The organism is Halothece sp. PCC 7418 (assembly GCF_000317635.1).
In the GTDB taxonomy this organism is placed as follows: domain Bacteria; phylum Cyanobacteriota; class Cyanobacteriia; order Cyanobacteriales; family Rubidibacteraceae; genus Halothece.
Genome location: NC_019779.1, coordinates 1,561,829 through 1,578,892 on the forward strand (window position 1 = coordinate 1,561,829; position 17,064 = coordinate 1,578,892).

15 protein-coding genes and 1 tRNA gene are annotated in these 17,064 nt (G+C 39.9%); 9 read left to right on the plus strand and 7 right to left on the minus strand.

Going from position 1 to position 17,064, the window contains the following annotated elements; translation table 11 throughout:
* Positions 1 to 142: 142 nt before the first annotated feature.
* Positions 143 to 2,071 carry a DEAD/DEAH box helicase family protein gene (locus PCC7418_RS07075; RefSeq protein ID WP_015225495.1) on the minus strand — a complete coding sequence of 643 codons (1,929 nt, stop codon included), beginning with the start codon at positions 2,069 to 2,071 and terminating at the stop codon, positions 143 to 145.
* A 69-nt stretch (positions 2,072 to 2,140) separates the two neighbouring features.
* Between PCC7418_RS07075 and cas12k the strand changes: the two genes are divergently transcribed.
* The gene (cas12k, locus tag PCC7418_RS07080) at positions 2,141 to 4,108 is read left to right on the plus strand and encodes a type V CRISPR-associated protein Cas12k (protein WP_015225496.1); all 1,968 of its coding nucleotides are present in this window, start codon (positions 2,141 to 2,143) and stop codon (positions 4,106 to 4,108) included.
* 612 nt (positions 4,109 to 4,720) lie between these two features.
* On the opposite strand, the gene PCC7418_RS07085 is transcribed toward cas12k, so the two are convergent.
* Positions 4,721 to 4,793: transfer RNA gene (locus tag PCC7418_RS07085), tRNA-Phe, on the minus strand.
* Between the two features lie 181 nt (positions 4,794 to 4,974).
* On the opposite strand from PCC7418_RS07085, the gene PCC7418_RS07090 reads away from it, so the two are divergent.
* Positions 4,975 to 5,583, plus strand: coding sequence for a DUF3038 domain-containing protein (locus PCC7418_RS07090; protein WP_216086682.1), 609 nt, complete (start codon positions 4,975 to 4,977; stop codon positions 5,581 to 5,583).
* The gene (locus tag PCC7418_RS07095; protein WP_015225498.1) at positions 5,580 to 6,578 is read left to right on the plus strand and encodes a DUF4335 domain-containing protein; all 999 of its coding nucleotides are present in this window, start codon (positions 5,580 to 5,582) and stop codon (positions 6,576 to 6,578) included. The genes PCC7418_RS07090 and PCC7418_RS07095 overlap by 4 nt, the downstream gene beginning before the upstream one ends.
* Here PCC7418_RS07095 and PCC7418_RS07100 read toward each other — a convergent pair.
* A complete protein-coding gene (locus PCC7418_RS07100) occupies positions 6,528 to 8,087 on the minus strand; it encodes a helicase C-terminal domain-containing protein (protein ID WP_015225499.1) in 1,560 nt (519 codons plus the stop codon). The two genes, PCC7418_RS07095 and PCC7418_RS07100, sit on opposite strands and share 51 nt — an antisense overlap.
* Positions 8,088 to 8,140: 53 nt before the next feature.
* Between PCC7418_RS07100 and PCC7418_RS07105 the strand changes: the two genes are divergently transcribed.
* The 3 genes from PCC7418_RS07105 (at position 8,141) to PCC7418_RS07110 (ending at position 10,134) form a co-directional block, all read left to right on the plus strand.
* On the plus strand, positions 8,141 to 8,983 hold the full coding sequence (locus PCC7418_RS07105) for a prephenate/arogenate dehydrogenase (protein WP_015225500.1): 843 nt from the start codon (positions 8,141 to 8,143) through the stop codon (positions 8,981 to 8,983).
* 89 nt (positions 8,984 to 9,072) lie between these two features.
* The gene (locus PCC7418_RS20490; protein WP_015225501.1) at positions 9,073 to 9,249 is read left to right on the plus strand and encodes a hypothetical protein; all 177 of its coding nucleotides are present in this window, start codon (positions 9,073 to 9,075) and stop codon (positions 9,247 to 9,249) included.
* A 147-nt stretch (positions 9,250 to 9,396) separates the two neighbouring features.
* On the plus strand, positions 9,397 to 10,134 hold the full coding sequence (locus PCC7418_RS07110; protein ID WP_015225502.1) for an LlaMI family restriction endonuclease: 738 nt from the start codon (positions 9,397 to 9,399) through the stop codon (positions 10,132 to 10,134).
* On the opposite strand, the gene PCC7418_RS07115 is transcribed toward PCC7418_RS07110, so the two are convergent.
* The 3 genes from PCC7418_RS07115 to PCC7418_RS19785 form a co-directional block, all read right to left on the minus strand.
* Positions 10,131 to 11,132, minus strand: coding sequence for a DNA cytosine methyltransferase (locus PCC7418_RS07115; RefSeq protein WP_015225503.1), 1,002 nt, complete (start codon positions 11,130 to 11,132; stop codon positions 10,131 to 10,133). The genes PCC7418_RS07110 and PCC7418_RS07115 overlap by 4 nt on opposite strands.
* A gap of 202 nt (positions 11,133 to 11,334) precedes the next feature.
* Entirely contained in the window at positions 11,335 to 11,682 is a 348-nt protein-coding gene (locus PCC7418_RS07120; RefSeq protein ID WP_015225504.1) for a type II toxin-antitoxin system PemK/MazF family toxin, read from the minus strand.
* Positions 11,679 to 11,975 carry an AbrB/MazE/SpoVT family DNA-binding domain-containing protein gene (locus tag PCC7418_RS19785; protein WP_015225505.1) on the minus strand — a complete coding sequence of 99 codons (297 nt, stop codon included), beginning with the start codon at positions 11,973 to 11,975 and terminating at the stop codon, positions 11,679 to 11,681. Before PCC7418_RS19785 ends, PCC7418_RS07120 begins: the two co-directional genes overlap by 4 nt.
* Before the next feature lie 243 nt (positions 11,976 to 12,218).
* Between PCC7418_RS19785 and PCC7418_RS07130 the strand changes: the two genes are divergently transcribed.
* Positions 12,219 to 13,364, plus strand: a complete 1,146-nt coding sequence (locus PCC7418_RS07130) for a glycosyltransferase (protein ID WP_015225506.1) — start codon at positions 12,219 to 12,221, stop codon at positions 13,362 to 13,364.
* 41 nt (positions 13,365 to 13,405) lie between these two features.
* On the opposite strand, the gene PCC7418_RS19325 is transcribed toward PCC7418_RS07130, so the two are convergent.
* Positions 13,406 to 15,601 (minus strand): EAL domain-containing protein, encoded by a 2,196-nt coding sequence (locus tag PCC7418_RS19325; RefSeq protein ID WP_015225507.1) that lies wholly within the window; start codon positions 15,599 to 15,601, stop codon positions 13,406 to 13,408.
* Positions 15,602 to 15,711: 110 nt separating this feature from the next.
* Here PCC7418_RS19325 and PCC7418_RS07140 point away from each other — a divergent pair, with 110 nt between their 5' ends.
* Both PCC7418_RS07140 and PCC7418_RS07145 read left to right on the plus strand, forming a co-directional pair.
* Entirely contained in the window at positions 15,712 to 16,140 is a 429-nt protein-coding gene (locus PCC7418_RS07140; RefSeq protein WP_015225508.1) for a thiol-disulfide oxidoreductase DCC family protein, read from the plus strand.
* A 17-nt stretch (positions 16,141 to 16,157) separates the two neighbouring features.
* A complete protein-coding gene (locus PCC7418_RS07145; RefSeq protein WP_015225509.1) occupies positions 16,158 to 17,060 on the plus strand; it encodes a DMT family transporter in 903 nt (300 codons plus the stop codon).
* The last annotated feature ends 4 nt before the right edge of the window (positions 17,061 to 17,064 follow it).

Here is a 17,064-nt window from a genome sequence, read left to right on the forward strand (position 1 = left end):
TTGTGCCATCTGATCAGGGTGTTTGTCTGGGTTTTTCCTTTTAATCATTGATTTCAGAAAAATTGCTGATCGCTAATTCACCATCAAAATCATCCTCTCTCAATAAAGCTGTACTGTTGGTGTAATCAACAAGATTATTTAGCTATAAAGTTTTAGATTGTTCGACAACTCGACTGGCTCGCCCGACTCTTTGAAACATATTTTTTGGAGAAGACACCGCAGAAGCAATAAACAGAGTTTGACAATTCAAATCAATACCAGTCTCCATTTCTGCTGAGATAATACCAATGATAGGAGTTATCGGTTCTAGATTTTGAAATTGAGTTAATTTCTCTTCATTACAGTCCATCAGTGGAACAATATAATCGCGACGACTCGCTAATTGCTGACGATTGAAAAGTTGCAATTTTTCAACCATTTTTTTACCGTGCTCTTCATTAGCACAAATGACAAGGGTTTTTCCGGGATTATCTTGGGCTTGGAGAAATTCACTAATATGTTGCGCGATCGCTGTGGTTCGCGATTCACTAACGAGCTTTTGTTGCCACTCGTGACTTTGATACGCTTCTGGAGGAACTGGAGAGGGGAAAGGATTATTCTGCATAGCTTGCCAATTTTCCAGATCAGAGCGTGCCTGAACCAGATGAATTTGATAGGGGGCAATAACTCCCTCTGCCATTCCCTGTTCGCGAGAATACTGATAAATTGGATCACCAAAGTAATCTTGAACCGCTACAAGATTATCAGCAGAAGCGGCAATCGCCAATCCAATCTGAGAGGCAGAAGCAAAATACTCGGCAATTTCACGCCATACCCTCATGTCTTGCTCTTCGCATTCATCAACAAGAATGAAGTCAAAATAATCACGATTATAGGCTTGGTATAAGTTTGGAAGCCAAGGATCACACTTCAAATCATCAGTTGTAGTAAAGTAAAGTTCTTGTCCTTTAATCACTTCACCTTGAATCTGAGCCATCTTATCTCTTGGAAAGAAGTTTATCGCCTGACTAATTAAATGAGCCAAGTAAATTTGACGATTGGCGAGAAATAAAATTTTGGGTGGACGTTTTTCCTCTTTAAGGTTCCAATTAATCTGGAAAAGGTACCAGCAAATTCGTAAAGCGACCTGAGTTGTCCCACTCTCTGTTGCTAAATTCAATAAAAGTCGTTTTTCTTGCTGCAAAATATTGATTAAAGCAGTCCGAATGGCAGCTTGTTGGTAATTATGAAGAGATTTCTCTCTCAGTTGCGGTGTTTCACTGCCCACGGTTAAACGATGCCAAAGTTCTTTCGGTGTGGGAAAATTTTTCATCGCTTCTGATTGCAGACTCGTGGTTAAATCATATTCCACAACGAATTTCCCATTGCTCGAATAAGCGAACTTGACTCCTACCTGATTTGCCTTTTTTATGGCTTCTGAAAGTCCTTTATCAGGATTACGATATTTTCGTTTAGCCTCAATAACAGCAATTGGGACTTGACTTTCATAGAGCAGAATATAGTCAATCAATTGAGGTTTTTTTGATGACTTGTCTTTAACGAGGGAATCCCCCTTGATGAAATCATGAGGAGCGATTTTCCATCCTGCAAGTTCCAGTTTTTCCTCAATAATTTCCCCTAACGTTTTTACTCCTTGATTTCTTGTCTGATTCACTGTCGTTTTGATCTGCTGATGAATTTGATGAAAGGAAAAGGGAGTGACAAGCCTATTTTCGTTTAGAAGCGCGATCGCGCGATCAGTATCAAATAACTCGATCTTAAAATCCGTGAAATCCCGTTTCCAATGAAGCATCAATTTTTCTGTTGTCTCAGGATTTAGATAATCCCATTGTGCTTCTCGCAATTGTTCCAAGATCCAACTTGCAACATCAAACGTAAACCCCATTGCTAGGCAATACTCCATTATGCCCAGTTCGATTAACTCCGAATGGGAGTAGTAAATACTACGTCCTGTTCCTGTAGCACTAATTGTCGGAACCACAACCTCTTTCTCTCGCCAATACTGTAATTGGCGAAGAGTGCACCCTGTAATTTGAGCTACTTCTTTACTTGTAAAAAAATCTTTTCTCATAGCATCAATTTTAAAAAGATAAAATATAATACATATGTGTTTTTATAAAATGAATGTTTGCTAATTTAGATGAGTCAAATAACGATTCAATGCCGTCTTGTTGCCAGCGCAGAAACTCGCCAGCACGTATGGGAATTGATGGCGGAACAAAACACACCGTTAGTTAACGAACTGCTCAAACAAGTAGCGGAACATCCTGAATTTGAAACTTGGCAACAGAAAGGAAAACTCCCTGCGGGAATCGTTAGCAAACTCTGTAAGCCATTGAAAGAGGACTCTCGCTTCAGTGGTCAACCTGGACGATTTTATACGAGCGCGACTAAGTTGGTGGAATATATTTATCAATCTTGGCTGGCTCTACAAAAACGCTTGCAATGGAGGCTCAACGGTCAAAAACGCTGGTTAGAGATTCTTAAAAGTGATCAAGAACTCTGTCAACAAGCAGACTGCTCGTTAGAAACACTTTGCCATAAAGCCAGCGAAATCCTTGCCTCTTTTCAGTCTTCTACAACTAAGAGCAAAAAGAAATCGAAAAAGCAAAAAAATAGTTCTCGGAAAAGTCTGTTTGATGCTTATGATAGTGCTGAAGATAGTTTAACTCGGAGCGCGATCGCGTACCTCCTTAAAAACAATTGTAAAATTCCCGAACAGCAAGAAGACCCTGAAAAATTCACTCAACGACGACGTAAAGCAGAAATCAAAGTTGAACGATTAACTCGGCAAATTGATAGCAGTTTACCCAAAGGACGAGACTTGACTGGAGAACGGTGGTTAGAAACCTTAATCACCGCAGCTAATAAAGTTCCTCAAAATATAGAGGAGTTCAAATCTTGGCAAAATATCTTACTCACTAAACCCAAATCTGTTCCCTTTCCCATTAGTTACGAAACCAATGAGGATTTAACTTGGAGTAAAAACGAAAAAGGTCGTCTTTGTGTTCGCTTTAGTGGCTTAAGTGACCATACTCTCCAAATTTATTGTGACCAAAGACAACTCAAGTGGTTTCAAAGATTTTACGAAGATCAGGAGACAAAACGAGCCAGCAAAAACCAGCATTCTAGTAGTTTATTTACTCTTCGTTCTGCACGTATTTTATGGCAAGAAGGCACAGCTAAAGGTCAGGCTTGGCATAGGAATTATCTTAGTCTTTACTGTACCGTTGATACTCGCTTATGGACAGCAGAAGGAACCGAACAAGTCAGACAGGAAAAAACTGATGAAATTACTAAAATTCTCACGAATATGGAGGAGAAAGGCGATTTAAGTCAAACCCAAGAAGCCTTTATTAAGCGTAAACAAACAACGCTTGATAGATTGAATAATTCTTATCCTCGTCCTAGTAAACCTCTTTATCAAGGTCAATCTCATCTTCTTCTTGGGATTGCATTTGGATTAGAGAAACCTGCTACGATCGCGATTGTGGATGGTACCACAGGAAAAGCAATCACTTATCGCAGTATCAAACAACTCCTTGGGGAAAACTATAAACTGCTCAACCGTCATCGAAAACAGAAACAAGTTCAATCCCATCAACGGCATAAAAACCAGAAAAAGTTTGCCCCTAATCAGTTAAGAAATTCTGAGCTAGGAGAATATATTGATCATTTAATTGCAAAAGCAATTGTTAACATTGCTCAAAAGTATAAAGTGGGAAGTATTGTTCTGCCTAAACTTGACAATATCCGTGAAGTTATTCAAAGCGAAGTTCAAATGCGAGCAGAACAAAAAATTCCTGGTGTTGTAGAGAAACAAAAGGAATATGCTAAACAGCATAGAATCCAAGTTCATCAATGGAGTTATAACCGACTAATTGAAAGTATCAAAGCTAAAGCTAATCAAAAAGAAATCGTCATCGAACAAGCCAAGCAACCAAATAGAATCCAAGTTCATCAATGGAGTTATAACCGACTAATTGAAAGTATCAAAGCTAAAGCTAATCAAAAAGAAATCGTCATCGAACAAGCCAAGCAACCAATTCGTGATAGCTCTCAAGAAGAGGCAAAAGAATTAGCTACAATAGCTTATAAGTCTCGTTAATTTTCTTAAAAAATGAACGGAAACTATTGTCATTTTCTGAACCTTTATAATAAAATGTAATTATTAAGTTAATCGCGCCGTAGCTTATGCTTAAATTTAAGCCTCTGAACTGCGAAAAATGTGGGTTAGTTTATCTGCTAGAAGTAGATGTGCTTTCTGACCCTAGTCGCTGTCCACCCTGATGCTGATCTTTACCTTTGAGTAGAGATGATTAACTCGTTAGAAGATAAAGTCCTGTACTTTTTATTCTACGAGGTCGGTGCGCTCCCAGCAAGATGGGGATAGATGTACTATAGTAATGGTTGCTGAATCACCTTCGAGCAAGAAGGAATCCGCTTTTGTAATGGAATTTTCTCCTTAAAGTGGATTGAAAGTCCGCAGTTCAAATCTGTTTGGTTGCGATAGAGTTCTTACCTTGAAGTGCATTGAAAAACTCTGGTCTCTTTATCGTCACCTCAAGAGTTAACCTTTAATTCGTCAAGATGAATTTTAGATTTAGTATCGACGACACTAATTTGTCACTAATGACACCAATTTGTCACCAACGACACTAATCTGTCACAGATGACAAATAATTTGTCACTGTACAGGTAGTTTTTAATACGCGAAAAATGCCAGGACGCAGATTTGAACTGCGGACACGGGGATTTTCAGTCCCCTGCTCTACCAACTGAGCTATCCCGGCAATTTGTGTTTGGGTTTGGCGCTTTTTTCTCAAGCGCTTTATTAATATAGCAAATCATTTTTGCGCTGACAAGTGCTGAGAGAAAATTTATTTCGCACTCGTTTCGCGTTACATTAGATGAGAAAATCGAAACGTTTGGTATCCTTTCCCACGATTTATGAGCCAATCCTCGGCAAACGTAATGACGAATGACAGTCCCTCAACACCACCGAAGCCATGGTTGTGGGACAATCTCCCTAATTATCCAATTTCTGTGCGGGGCTGTTCTCCTCGGACTGCACAAGAGATTGATTTGTTGTTGCTCGCCCTCGAAGCTCTAGAATTGGGTAGTTCGGAACGGATGCTAGCGACAGCAAAAGAGTTTAATTTAACGGATATTGTTCCGAATCGAATCGTCTTGTGGCGATTGCGCTGTACAAACCCTTGGCGAAGATCTTATATGCGACGGTATTTGGAGTTAGACCAAGCAAAAGCCCTAACCATGATTGCTGCTGCGCGATCGCGCCAACTGACTTTTTTAATCCGTCAACTGCTACTAGTCGAACAACAACTCCGCAGCAAAGAATTACCCCTGCGCCAAAACTTCCGTCTCGGATGGTATTTAGGACGATTTCAAGCTCATTTTCGCAGTCGGATGAATCCCCGTCGCGCCAGAATTGCGGAATATTTAGCCTCTCCTGACCAATTGGATGAACTCGCGATCGCGCTGCTGAAAAAATTATTATTCGCCACAGGAACCGCCGGGGCGCAACGGTTATGGTGTAGTTTATTTGATGGAGAAGTAAAATGACAATTCGCCGTCAGTACAGTTTACCGAACTGTTCCCTCATTCTAGACGGTTGGGCTGGAGATGCAACTTTCAATGACGGGGGAAATGGACGACCCCTCATGTCCATCTTAGTCAATGCTGAATGTCGTTTTCTCGCCCAAGACCATAATTCCTCGGTGTTAAAAGGCGATCGCGATTTCTTAGAAAGTTTAGTGCGAGTCGTCAATAACTACACGCAATCGATTCTCAGTGGTTTAAATCCCGATCCGCCACAAGACTGGGTGGGAGAATCCGTTCAGATTAAGCCCCTTCCCGAAAATAATCGACACCAGTTGCAATTGATTCAAACTGAAGACGGAAAACCTGAAGAAGTCATCAAAGTTGACTTAACCACGGTTGAATTATTTGATCTGGTAGAAGCTATTGACCAACTGTTAACTGATGGAAGCACTCTCCCTGAACTCAGCTTAAGCCTCCATCCCCACTCTCGCAAGATTCGCACCCGCAATGAGCCTTTTGTCAAAAAAGCCCAACCCGCGATAACAGGGGTCGCCAGTTTAGCCGTCGCAGCGATCGCGCTATTCTTTGTTCCCATCCCCGAAATGCGCGAACCTGAACCGAGAGAAAATACGGGATCACGCCGTGAAGAAACCCTTCCCAGTGAGACAGGAAGCATTGTTCCCCCTGGAATTAAAGCAACAGTTGAGAATACGTCCAAAATTACCGATTCTGATCAACTCGCGAGTTTAGGGAGTGACTTACAAACTAAGCTGACGGAAAATCTAGAACAAGAAATCCCCCAAGCGGGTTTAGAATATCGAGTTTGGGTCACAGGTAATGGCGATGTGATTGGTTATGAACAACTCGCTGGTCCTGGTCTCAATATTACGGAAACCCCAGCCCTTCCCGACTTGCTAACCTTACCGATGGATCTCAATAATCGTCAAATTAGTGAGGTTGCAGAATTAGAAGTCCGATTCAACCCCGATGGAGTCGTCCAAGTCGAACCGAAGTAGTTGGCGGACAAAATTCCAATTTCCCACTCGCGCATAAGGTTCTAACGCCGAGAGAACGGTTTTTCCGTAACTGCGATGATTGACTCGACTATCGAGCAATGCAATCATTCCTTGGTGTTCTCGTAAGGGAACTACCGCCCGTTGTAGTTCTCTTAACGCTGTCGGTAACAAGTATAGCCGAAACCAATCTTGGCGTTTTTGTTTGTAATAAGCGGTTTGTCCTGAAACAATCGGATTTTCTAGAGAGGGTAACGGAATGGTTGTCATAATGAGTAACTGCGGGGTCGCTAACTGGGGTTGGTGATTCCGCCAAAATTCCCAGCTACAGACTAAAATTCCGTTTTCTCGCAGTTGCGTATTTTCTAAGCGAACCCGCGATCCGAATTCTCCCGCTAAAGCCGTTGCAACTTGTCTTTTTAGGGGAACATCGCTCACTAAAATCACGACTAAATTGTTATAAGAATCGCTTTCGGTGATCAGATGTCGTATTTTTTCCAGCAAAACGGGTTGAAATTCCCTTGTGTTGGGCATTGGAAAGCCATCAGGAATATATAAATTAAGGGTATCCGATGCGCGATCGCGCGAAAATCGTAAACAGGTCATCTCTGGAAGTCCCAACTTTTGGCGATAGACGGGGGCTTCTTTTTCCCAATCGAGAAAACTCCCAATGAAAACCGTTGGCTGTTGTTCCCAAAGTGGGGTTAACTGTTCAGAGACAGAAACCGGACAACACGCGATTGTAAATTCTCCTCGTTCCCGATACATATCCGCCCAGAGGAGTTGGTTTTCTTGTTGCGCTTGCTGGAAAAACTGACAAAAGGGATGATTCGGCGCAGTCTCCTTTAACACCACAAATAACTTGTGCAGAATTTCGGTTTCGGGTTCATTCAGTAACAAGCATTCATAAGGATTTTGCGGGCGACTAAAGAGGAGTTTCGTGAGTTCTACCCTCACATCCCGAATGACATCCGCGTGTTGAGGATACTGATTCAGTAATTCATTCCAATGCTGAGTGGAAATCCTAAGTGTCAGTGCGTCTCGCGCCCAATCTTCTAAATCATCCGCTTCATCAAAAATCGTCGGTATCCCCTCGGGAAGGATTCCCCGTTCCCATAAGCGATCAGCAAACCAATCTTGAGGAGAAATCAGAATGACACCCGCATGATTTTGCAGTGTGTCAGGAGAGAGATTTGATAACTCATCGTAAACCAGAACTGGTGTTTTCGTATCCAGCCATTCTTTCAGTTGGGGAATCGCGCGATCCAAAAGTTGCTTTTGTTTTGTTTTGGGGACAACTACAATGACAGGACGAGCAAATAAAAGTGCAGGAGTCAGATAACTAAAACAGTAGCCAGATGCAGTTCCCGTTTGCATCAATGCTGATCGTCTGAGGCGCAACGCCCTTGCGACCAATCGCGCCATAGTGAGATGATGGGGCCAATTGAGATCGGGTTGATTGCGAAGAAAGCTACGGAGATAGGTATGGACTTCTGCTTCGATAACTGTCACGGGAACACGCTTGTTTAATATAGAGTCACCCTCATCATTATAAAAAAGTCTTTATGAAGGTCGGAATTATTGGTTTAGGTTTAATTGGCGGTTCTTTGGGCTTGGCGTTACGATCGCGCGGTCATCATATCCTCGGAATTTCCCGCCATGAGGAAACTTGCACTCTCGCTTGTAAAAAAGGAATCGCGGATGAGGCGAGTGTTGATTTCTCTCTTCTCCAAGCTGCAGAGGTGGTGTTTATTTGTACCCCCATTGGCGCGATCGTTCCCACGGTCGAACAATTAAAACCCATTCTCTCCCCTGAAACCATTCTGACCGATGTGGGATCAGTGAAAAGTGCGGTTGTGGATGCAGTTACACCCTTATGGTCAAATTTTATCGGCGGACACCCCATGGCGGGAACCGCAGAACAAGGGATTACCGCAGCGAAATCAGACTTATTTCCGGGGACACGGTATGTTTTGACCCCCACGGAACAAACGCCCCCAGAGGCGCAAAAAACCGTCTCTGAGTTAGTTCAGTCGTTAGAAACTGAAGTCATCCTCTGTCCTCCAGAAGCCCATGATCAAGCCGTCGCATGGATTTCTCATTTACCCGTCTTTGTCAGTAGCAGTCTAATTGCTGCTTGTCTCCAAGAAACGGATGCTGAAGTGGCGGAATTAGCGCAAAAATTAGCGAGTTCAGGGTTTCGGGATACCAGTCGTGTTGGGGGCGGAAACCCAGAATTAGGGGTGATGATGGCGAAATATAATAAGGAAGCTGTGCAGCGATCGCTGCAACTGTATCAGGAACAATTAGAAACGATCAAGCAAGTGATTGAAGAAGAAAATTGGGATGTTTTAGAGATGATGTTAGGACAAACCAAAGGAGCGCGATCGCGCTTTAATTCAACATAATTCCAGAGTCTCAGGTCTTGTAAGTTATCTTAGATCCACTAGCAATAGTAAACTTTAAAATCCAATCGTTTATTACATAGGGTAGTTTTATGGCTGACTATAAACGTGGAAACAAAGGCAGATTTATTCTAAAAGGAGATATACCTCGAAAAGTTAGGAGTATTAGATTAACTGATTCTACTTGGAAAAAGTTAGGTGAGTGGGCTAATCAACAGAATGTTACTCGCGCAGACATTATTGAAGAGTGGGTAAATAGCGATCAATAACAATCCATATAAGATTAGTGTTACGCGATACAACTTAACTTTGTTTATTGATTACGCTGAGTTCAAACATTGATTGTTTTCAGTTTTATAGGAACTTAATAAGATGGACAATGATAAGGAAAAATAATTCAACTTTTTAATAAAAATGTGCGTGGTCTTAAAGCAACAACTACTAATATTAATCAAAAACATGATGGAGCTAAAGGACATTGGTTAGAAACTCAAATGGGAATTTCACACAATAATACCAATAAAGCTGATTTGTTGGGATATGAAATGAAAACAGGAACAAGCTCTGGCAAAATAAGTTTTGGAGATTGGGCTGCTGATTATTACATTTTTGATAATGAAGATTTTTTTGATGTTTCAGAGACAAGAATTGTAAGAAGAGACCAATTTATAAAAGTTTTTGGAAAATTTAACCAAACAAAAAATCGTTACTCTTGGTCAGGTGAAGTATGTCCGACTTATTATAATAGGAGAACTAATTCAGGACAAATGATTAATATATCTCCAACAAATGATGTATTAATAGAGTACAACCACTCTGAAGATTTTAGAAATGATAACGAGATCCCTTCTTATTTTCAAAAAGATAATTTAATTTTAGCTAAGTGGGATGCTAAATCATTAAGGAAAAAAGTGGAGAAGAAATTTAACCAAAAGGGCTGGTTTAAATGTTTCATTAATGAAGAAGGTCAATATACATCAATTGGATTTGGGAATCCTATAACTTTTGAAATATGGATTAAACTTTTAAAAGAGGGAAAAATCTTCTTTGATAGTGGAATGTATGCAGATCCGAATAAACCAAATCAAAGATTCTATTCACAGTGGAGAGCGATTACAAAAGTCTGGGATGATCTTATTAAGGAAACATATTAGTATTTATGAGTTTGTCTCTGAATAGGTAAATAAGACATTATTTGGCTAGCAATTGAATGAATAACAGGAACCGCAACACTATTACCAAATTGTTTATACGCCTGAGTGTCACTGACAGGAATCTCAAATGTATCCGGAAATCCTTGTAGTCTTGCAGCTTCTTTAGGAGTTAGTTTTCTGGGATTTTTTCCCTCTTGTTCAATTAAAATTTCTGATCCGTCTTTATAATATCTCGCACTGATTGTACTGGTATAGGGTGAGTGATTATTAAATAATGAATATCCAAACCCATTCCCTTTCCGTTTATGCTCTCTTTTTCTTTTCTGATGACCTTGCCATAATCGATCAGATATAGTGTATTTAGACGCAACATTTTTTTCTAAGATATCACCCACTTTCACTGAAGAGTTAGGAGGAACAGGAAATTCAAAATGAATGCTTTGATCAGAAAAAGCAACAATATAAATTCTTTCTCTATTTTGTGGAACTCCAAAATGTTTGGCATTAAAAACTTGAGCATAGACTTGATAACCTAGTTTTTCCATAATTTCTTTGACAACCTTGAAAGTGTTCCCTTGATCATGAGTTCGGAAGTTTTTAACATTTTCTAGAAAAATGATTTCTGGTTGATGTGCTTCTATAATTTTGGCAATATCAAAAAATAAAGTTCCTCTGGCATCTTCAAACCCTTTTTTTAAGCCTGCATTTGAGAAAGGCTGGCAAGGAAATCCCGCTAATAAAATATCAAAAGGAGGAATGTCTAAGGGAGAAATTGTAGTCAAGTCGCCCTGTGGCTCTTCCGAAAAATTAGCCTGATAAGTCATTCTGGCAAAGCGATCTATCTCAGAAGAAAAAACAAACTCTATATTGTTTGCAAAGGCTTGCTGAAAACCAAGTCTAATTCCTCCAATCCCCGCAAATAGATCTATCGCTCTATATTTTCTATTCGTGAAATCAAATAATTCTTTTTGTATGTAGTTTCCAGTGACTTGAACCATACTACAGCTTTTTTAACATAAACAATAGTTACTTGGATTATACCATGTAATACACGGATATAGTAAAAAAATCTACGCTCTATTTGCTCTCCAGTATTATCTCATCGTTTAATTGTGTATATGGACTGAGTTACTCGATTCTGTTTATAGCTAAGAAACAACCCTATTATTAAACCAAAGGAGCGCGATCGCGCTTTGATAATTACAAACCCAAACAATAGCGAACAGTTTCTTCAACTTCCAACATTTTCTGAGGAGATAATTGACCCATAGGTCGCTTAGAAAATCGATGGTGATCTAAAGAACGGATTTGAAAACATAGAAAAACAGTTTCCAAAGGAAGTCCACTTTCTTCCGATGATACTCTTACATTCGTTGGAAAATCTTTTCTAACATTTGTCCCTTTAGTTCCTACAATTACAGTCACTACTAAGGGTAATTGATTTAAAGCATCAATAGACAAGACTAAAACGGGTCGGTTTCCTGCTTGCTCTTTTCCCTGAATTGGGTTGAGATTAACAAAGTAAATATCTCCTCTTTGAATACTCACTCTTTTTCTAATCCATCAATTTCCGTACTTTCAAATTCTTGATTAATTGCAATGATTTCTTTTTGAATATCGGAATCATTTGCCATTTCTTTAAGTTTTTGTTGCAAAAAAGAGGTATCAGCAACTGGATTATTACTTGTTTTAGAATTTACTCCCTCTGATGAGTTAGCAAGGGTAATTTTGCCATTTTCTTCGATAAATAAAACTTTGTCGCCTGGTTTAAGATTCAGTTGCTTGCGAATCTCAACGGGTATCGTAATTTGTCCTTTAGAAGTAACTTTAGCGAGTTCCATAATTTTTCCTTACATTCCTTACCATTATTGTATAACGATATCTTCCCAGCGCTGCAAGTGTATCAGGAATAATGAGAAATGATGTTAGGACAAACTAAGAGTGCGCGATCGCGCTTTAATTCAAAATAGTTCCAGAGTTTTACTTACACATTGTAGGGTGGGCAATGCCCTACTACTGTAATTTTTTGCAAGGATTGGTCGTTTTGTGCTTAAATGCGAAAGCACTTGCAGTTTCATCAACTCATGTCTCAGTCTCCCCAATATGCTCTAGTTCACGAATGGCTGACACCAAAAGCAACTGGCGGATCAGAATTAGTCGTGAAAGAAATTCTGCAAACCATTGATGCGGATCTGTATGCGCTGATTGATTTTGAATCAAGCAACCCTGAGAGTTATCTCTATGGTCGTCAAATTGGGACAACATTTCTGCAAAATTTCCCTTTTGCCCGTAATGGTGTACAAAAATATTTACCATTGTTGCCTTTTGCCATTGAACAATTGGATCTGAGAGACTATGATGTCATTCTGTCTTCCTCTCATGCGGTTGCAAAAGGAGTTATTACAAGTCCGTATCAAACCCATATTTGCTACTGTCACACGCCGATGCGTTATGCGTGGGAACTGACTTTTGAGTATCTGCAACAAAGTAAAATTGGTAGAGGAGTTCCAGGTATTTTCACCCGCTATCTGCTTCATCAATTGCGCCAGTGGGATGTCATTAGTGCGAACCGTGTTGATTACTTTATCGCCAACTCCCATCACACGGCAAAACGGATCTGGCGGTGCTATCGTCGTTCTGCAAAAGTGATTTATCCGCCCGTTGATATCGAACGGTTTTCTTATCAAGCCCAAAAAGAAGATTTTTATCTGACGGTTTCTCGTCTGGTGAGTTATAAACAAATTTCTCTCATTATTGAAGCCTTCAACCAACTCGAACGTCCATTAGTAATTATTGGTAATGGTCCACAATTTTCGGAATTACAAAAAAAAGCGAAACCCAATATTACCTTTTTGGGAACACAACCTAATGCAGTGGTAGAAGATTATTTAGCAAAAGCCAAAGCGTTTGTTTATGCAGCCTGTGAAGATTTTGGCATTGCCCTTGTGGAAGCCCAAGCCTGTGGAACACCTGTTATTGCTTATGGTGCGGGAGGGGCTAAGGAGACGGTTAAAGATCTTCGAGAAAGTTCAAGTCATGCAACAGGGTTACTATTTTCTCCTCAAACGCCTGCTGCATTAGTAGAAGCGGTAGAAGCCTTTGAAGCGAAACAAGAGATGTTTATTCCAGAAAAAATTTATCAGCACGCAACTGGCTTTTCAAGTGAGCAGTTTCATGGGAATTATTTAGACTTTGTTCACAGAAAATCAAGGGTTAAAGCCAATAATTAGCCTAATTAATTCTTTTTTTTTCGCTGCATCAGTTGATTATTTTAACTTAGATGATTGTTGGCAATGAGGTCTGTTGCAACCTCTGCTGAAACAGGTTTCGAGAAGAAAAAACCTTGTCCACGAAGACAACCCCATTTCAAAAGTTCTTTCTTTTGCGCTTCCGTTTCAATCCCTTCTGCAATCACCCCTAAATCCATATTATCCGCCAGATTAATAATCGTTTGCGCGATCGCGCTTTTCCTTCGGTTTTCAGGAATTCCTTGCACAAAACTCCGATCAATTTTAATCACATCCAACGGCAGTTGATATAACCGACTTAAAGAAGATTCACCAATCCCAAAATCATCTAAATAAAGCCTCACACCTAATGCCTTTAGTTCGTCTAAAACTTGTTTCGAGTTCGATTCTAAAATTGCTGTTTCTGTAATTTCTAGATTGAGATTTTCGGGATCAATATCATAGAGTTTAATCATTTGATTGACATGAGCCACTAAATCATTTTCTCGAAGTTGTTTGGGAGAAACATTAACACTCAAACTCATTGATATTTCTGTTGAAAAGTTCTCTTGCCATTGTTGAAGCTGCTGACAGGCTTGTGTTAAGACCCAATCGCCAATCTCAACAATTAATTCCGTTTCTTCTGCAATAGGAATAAAACGACCTGGGGAAACCCAACCTCGTTCAGGATGATACCAACGTAATAGGGCTTCAAAACCCATTATTTTTTGATTTAAAATATTGACAATGGGCTGATAAACTAAATTTAATTCATTATTATCAATTCCTCGCCGTAACTCTTGTTCTAGTTTTAATCGTGAGATAACTTTTTGCCTCATTAGTGGGTCAAAATAGCAAGATTTACGATTACTCGTTTTCGCATGATACATCGCAATATCTGCATCTCGAATTATATCTTCCGCTTTAGTATAACTACAATTACCAATAACAATACCAATAGTTGCCCCGATGATAAACTCACAACTTTCAATAACAAAAGAGCTTTCAAATTGTTTGAGAATGTCCTGAGTTAGAATTTCAATCTCTTTATATCCCTTAAAACTCGGAACTAAAACTGCAAATTCATCTCCTCCTAAACGTGCCATTATGTAGGCTTGTGGAATCGATCCTTTTACTTTTTGTGAAACTTGACACAGCAATTGATCACCTAAGGTATGTCCAAAACTATCGTTAATTTCTTTAAATCGGTTTAAATCAATAAATAAAATAGCACAGGCTTGATCAGTGTTTCCTACTTGACAACTACTTAAAAAATTAGAAACTTCTCGATAAAAAGCCGACCGATTAGGCAAATGGGTGAGAGGATCTTGATAGGCTAGGATCGATAATTGTTCTTCCGCAAAGTCACGTTCAGAAACAGCAGACGCAAGAATTAAAGTGGGGATAGATACAACAAGCATAAATGACCACAGGATCAATAAGTTACTATGAACTGATTCACTGACTCCAAAAGGTTGATCACCCTGTAGTGTTCCCTCAATCGCAATAATAACGGTTAAAAAGATAGCAAGTGTTGCTCCTTTTTCCTTTAAAGAAAATGCAGCCCAGATTAAAAAGGGAAAGCAAAGATACTGTAAGGGATAATAATTTAAATTTAATGGTGTAATTGGAAAACGACCAAACACGAGAAGATTCGTAGAAATGAGTAAAGCAAAGCCAGTAATGATGAATACGATCGCTTGCTTTGAAGGTGGTGAATGATGGAATTGAGGATGACTCCAAGTGAGAAGAAGGGGGGTAATGACTAATGCTCCCATCGCATTCCCAACCCACCACTTCCAGCTAATGTCAAAAAACATTTCTGGGGAACAGGTAAAATTAAGGCAAAATCCTGTTGCTCCCATCAAACCAGCCATGAGCGGTGTAATAATAAGAATAATGACTAGGAGCTTTAAAACATCATAAATACGCTCTAACTTGTAGTCAACTTGCCAATAATGAATTAACTGAGTTGCAAGTAAAGCCTCAACTGTATTCGTTAAGGCTGCTGCAAAAATAAATCCCCACTTAATACCAGTAGCAGCAGTCGCAAAGGCAATTCCGAGGAAGATACTGGGCCAAAGTTTTCTCCCTTGAAGTAATAAAACAGCAATACTAATTCCAGTTGGGGGCCAAAGTAAGGAAATATTATCTTTAGCAATAGAGACTTGTAAGCCCAGTCTTGCTGCTAGAAAAATAACCAGTGTTAACAATAGAATATTGAGGAAATACTTAGCCATTAACCTACGCTCAAAAAAAATAATCCTCTTCCATCAGTGACTGCACTCAGTTAACTTAACATTTTTTAAAATAGAAGGAAACAGACTACTCATACTTAAGCCTAATTGTGATGTCTCAAACCAAACAAGTTCAGTGGCAAATAAAACTTCTTTATGACGGGGAATGCCCTTTGTGTCTGCGGGAGGTCAATTTCTTGCAGAAGCGGGATGCGGGTCGCGGTCTCGTCAAATTCATTGATATCGCTGATGATAACTACCAACCAGAAGCCAATGGTGGGGTTGATTTTGAAACGGCTATGGGTCGCATTCATGGCGTTTTACCTGATGGAACAGTGGTTAAGGATGTTGAAGTCTTCCGTCGCGTGTATGAAGCGTTAGGGATGGGTTGGGTGTATGCAATTACGAAATTACCCGTTGTTGGCGCGATCGCGGATTGGGTGTATGGTCTATGGGCAGATCGTCGTTTAGCCCTAACAGGACGACCCGACCTGAAAACAATCATGGAACAAAAACATTGCTCCCAAGACCGTTGTCAGTAATTAGTAGCCAGTGACCAATGACTAATAAGGGACAAGTTTTAGCCGTTTTATTATTGGGTGTGGTGGGGGTTTCCACCGCAGCCATTTTTATTCGCCTTTGTTTACAAACGGCGGGAGAAAGTGGGTTGGGTTTTAGTTTATTTATTGCTGCATCGCGATTAATCATTGCGTCAGTTATTCTTGTTCCTTTTGTTAGAAGCCATCAGAAACCCCCTGTTATTTCTCGCCAAGCCTTGCAATGGTCGATCGCTGCTGGAATCACTTTAAGTTTCCATTTTGCCACTTGGATTACTTCCCTCTCTTTTACATCCATTGCTGCTTCCACAACGATCGTTACCACTAACCCGATTTGGGTTACTATTTTATCTTGGTTATGGTTAAAAGAAAAACCGAAGCCATTAACAATTTTGGGAATTATTATTGCTTTGGGCGGTGGATTTTGTATTGCCCTTGGTGATGCGGGGAGTTTAACTGGGGGAAGCAATCCTTTACTGGGAGATGCTTTAGCGTTATTGGGGGCTTGGTCAGCGAGTCTTTATTTATTACTGGGAAAACAGGCACAAGCAGAGGGCTTATCTGTTGGTCACTATAGCGCGATCGCTTATACCATCGCAGCAATTTTTTTATTTCCTTTGCCCTTTTTCTTCGGAATTTATTATTGGGGATATCCAACACCCGTCTATTTCTATTTATTAGGAATGGCTTTGTTTTCCCAGATTTTAGGACACACTAGCTTTAATTGGGCAGTCCGATTTATTTCACCGACATTTGTCACTTTAGCAATTTTATTTGAACCCGTTAGTGCCAGTGGTTTAGGTTTTTTTATATTTGGAGAAGTGCCAAGTTTATTAGTTTTAATTGGTGCAATTATATTATTAATCGGCAGCGCGATCGCGATTTTAGGCGGACAAGAAAAGTGATTAC